Source organism: Nostoc sp. FACHB-888 (assembly GCF_014696655.1).
Classification (GTDB): domain Bacteria; phylum Cyanobacteriota; class Cyanobacteriia; order Cyanobacteriales; family Nostocaceae; genus Nostoc.
This window is the reverse complement of record NZ_JACJQM010000341.1, coordinates 1-2,923: the sequence shown is the minus strand read 5'-3', so window position 1 is coordinate 2,923 and position 2,923 is coordinate 1. Positions and strand designations below refer to the sequence as shown.

General features: G+C 37.2%; 4 protein-coding genes. 2 read left to right on the top strand and 2 right to left on the bottom strand.

Annotated elements, in window-relative coordinates; all coding sequences use genetic code 11:
- Positions 1-182 precede the first annotated feature (182 nt).
- Complete coding sequence (locus tag H6G26_RS40420) at positions 183-929, top strand: hypothetical protein (RefSeq protein ID WP_190737612.1); 747 nt, start codon at positions 183-185, stop codon at positions 927-929.
- Positions 930-1,303: 374 nt separating this feature from the next.
- Here the strand turns inward: H6G26_RS40420 and H6G26_RS40415 are convergent, their stop codons facing one another.
- Complete coding sequence (locus tag H6G26_RS40415; RefSeq protein WP_190737610.1) at positions 1,304-1,558, bottom strand: hypothetical protein; 255 nt, start codon at positions 1,556-1,558, stop codon at positions 1,304-1,306.
- Between the two features lie 384 nt (positions 1,559-1,942).
- On the opposite strand from H6G26_RS40415, the gene H6G26_RS40410 reads away from it, so the two are divergent.
- Positions 1,943-2,083: a hypothetical protein gene (locus tag H6G26_RS40410; protein ID WP_190737608.1), complete on the top strand. Its 141-nt coding sequence runs from the start codon at positions 1,943-1,945 to the stop codon at positions 2,081-2,083.
- Here the strand turns inward: H6G26_RS40410 and H6G26_RS40405 are convergent.
- Complete coding sequence (locus tag H6G26_RS40405; RefSeq protein WP_190737606.1) at positions 2,080-2,562, bottom strand: hypothetical protein; 483 nt, start codon at positions 2,560-2,562, stop codon at positions 2,080-2,082. The genes H6G26_RS40410 and H6G26_RS40405 overlap by 4 nt on opposite strands.
- Positions 2,563-2,923: the final 361 nt, after the last annotated feature.

Below are 2,923 nucleotides of genomic sequence, written 5' to 3'. Positions count from 1 at the left end.
TTTCGGTTGAGGCTGAAACGACGGTAACTCAAGGTTTTTGACAATTGACTTTACAAAACTTTACAACGTGTCCCAATTTGCACGTATCTCGGCGGATACCCAACGTAAACTAAACACAGCTATCAACATCCATCACCTCTAAACATACCGCTAATAATCTTTCGGTGAAGAAGAGGTTCAAAATGCCCACTTTTGATGTTATTTGCCTTGCAAAATCTATTAAAAATGGCGGACGTTGCATCGCTGGTATTAAAACAGATGGTTCAGGATGGCTCCGTCCGGTATCAGATACAGAAGATGGAACTTTACGTGAAAAAGATTACATTCTAAACGGCGGACACGAACCTCAAATATTTGACATTATAAGAATTCATTGCAGCAAACCTTTCCCAAGATGCCACCAACCTGAAAACTGGGTGATCGAACCAAATAATTCATGGAAACTTCTAGGCACTCCAAGTTTAACCCAGATTCAAGGGCTACTAAGCCCAGAGGTTCTCAAGCACTCTTCTTCTCCAGAACTTTTTGGTAGTTCGGGTGGACATATCTACTATAACGATTTAAAGCAATCTGTAGCTCATTCTTCATTAGCTCTCATATATCCTCGTAAACTCTCTTGGCAAATTACCAGTTACGAGAACAAGAAAAAATTTAAGGCTCATTTCCTTTTAAATAAAACTTTCTATAGCTTACCAATCACTGACCCTATCTGGAAATCCAAGCTTGAACAACTTGATAATGGAACATATAGTTGTCAAGAAGTAATAGACAAACTCCAAATTGATAATTTTGATATCAATAAATTCATATTAACTATTAGTTTAGGAGAACCTTTTACTCCTCCAGGAGAGAATAAACAATTTTGTTATAAATTAGTAGCAGCAGTAATAAATTTTTTAGATGTCAAGAAACGTCTCGGATTTAACTAAGCAAATAGTCTTTAACTCTCAATCTTTAAAATACACTACTACTGCTGCTAACCTACCCCACATTGAGCCAAGATCCGCGCTGCAATTTAGGCTTAATTCCAATCTCTTGTTATATGAATGTCTAAGCCAGGAAATCACCCTCCTAACTTGGCTGCAAAACTGTGTATGAATTGTTAAATTCACACGGCTTCTCAGTGATTTAGTACAAGAGAGATTTTTAAAATACTTATGAAAATCTTGCTTATCAGAAGTAGGACTCTCACGAGTAAAATTATGATAAGTAAAAAATTTGTTCTTGCCACCGCCCTAGCGATAGTTTTGTAAGTCGATCAGATTCTGCGATCGCAACTGTCGAATTTCATGAAGTCGATAATTTACCCCTCTTTTTTTTCGCGTGGATTATTATCAGCTAATACTGCCCTTGCCCAGCGCTCAATAAATTCTGAGGCAGAAAAGTTTTCTAATTTGGCTGCATCGCTGATTAGCTTTTTTGCAGTTGGGGTTATTTTTAGATTCCAGTTAACTTTGACCTCATCGTACATAATGGGTTCGCCTCGCCTTCTACGAACTCCCTTCAAATGTTCCTTGGGCATTTTGTACTTTTTGGCTTTCTTTGCTGTCCCTGCCATAATTAACCTCTTTGAAGAAATGGGAAGAATGGGTTAATTATTACATAACGGTTAAGCATTGCTATGAGGGATTATAGTTTAGGCGTGTATTGTGCGTGTGAGCTAAAAAAAGCAAATAATGTAGATGTGGTACGCTTTTTAGGGTGATTTATGAAAATGATAAAGCTGAAGTGCTTGCTGTATATAACTTTAGCTTATATGCGTATTATGCGTGTAGTATACAGGTAATTTGGATATATCACCGATTTTCAAAAGATATATTACCTTGAGCTAAAAATTGCTAAATAAGTCCGTATTTATTTTTGCTATTTCAGTAATAAAATGCCTTCTTCAATCTCTCCCTGCTGAGAGGAAAAGCAACCAATCAAGATCAACAGATATCAAATGACCACTAAAAAAGAATATTTAGAGCGTGCGATCGCAGCAGCCAAAATCCTCCCCGCCAAACCAATAACCCTCTCAAATTCCGAGAGAGTTATTGGCAGTTATCTGTTTAACTTCAGGTCTGTTCGATTGGTCAATTAAATTAGCTTGATTGTCAACCCCAACAAGGTAAGCATCATATAACCTTTAATTTGGGTGTAATTCATCTGGTAATTATGACGCTGGTTTTCGGTGTTTCGAGCATTTACAAACTCAGCAGCTAACTCACTTCTTTTATGAGCATATTGAGCATTTGCAAGAGTTGCGTTCATCACTGCCTTGTCAATCTCGATCGCACTTTTCCCAGCATTTACCAGTACCTCGGAGATGGCTTTATTTTGGGCAGTAGTACCGTTAATTATTTGGTGATAAGCTTCGGCTAGTTTGGGTGCAAATTCTGCACTTAATCTACCTTGACGCGCTAGCTCTCCAATTTTCTGAGCGCTGGTAACGTCCCCCATCATTGCATTTGTAAAATCATCTAGACTTACACCAAACTTAGTCTTGAGAACTTGATTAATTCTCCTTGCTTTGGGTGTGACATGATTTTTCAGTTTCAAACTAGAATTGTTCTTCACCATTTTGGTAATTCCTTAGGTATTTCTAAATATTGATTAGGGTCAACGAAATCTCTGTGTTCTATCGCTTTAACCCTGCCCTGTGAAAATCTCCAATTGTCATAAGCTTTTAGCACCAAGAGTAGGATTACGATGGTTGAAACGATTATCCCTACCCTATAGGGGTTAAAGCTAATTGTGTAGCCTTTGTCAGCTTGCTTTTTTAGATGGTATTGCAAAACATTTGAGGGCACTTTTGACTTGACTTTTAAAGTCAGTGTTACCGCGAATTTCTCACAAACAATAAAAAATCAATTCACATCACTTGATTTAAGATATTTTTTTATACATCATCAATTGAAATTTATGAGGTTAAACAAACTAA

Excerpts from the sequence above, each read along its gene's own strand:
- H6G26_RS40410 (WP_190737608.1), top strand. The coding sequence starts at position 1,943 with ATGACCACTAAAAAAGAATATTTAGAGCGTGCGATCGCAGCAGCCAAA.
- H6G26_RS40405 (WP_190737606.1), bottom strand. The coding sequence starts at position 2,562 with ATGGTGAAGAACAATTCTAGTTTGAAACTGAAAAATCATGTCACACCC.
- H6G26_RS40420 (WP_190737612.1), top strand. The coding sequence starts at position 183 with ATGCCCACTTTTGATGTTATTTGCCTTGCAAAATCTATTAAAAATGGC.
- H6G26_RS40415 (WP_190737610.1), bottom strand. The coding sequence starts at position 1,558 with ATGGCAGGGACAGCAAAGAAAGCCAAAAAGTACAAAATGCCCAAGGAA.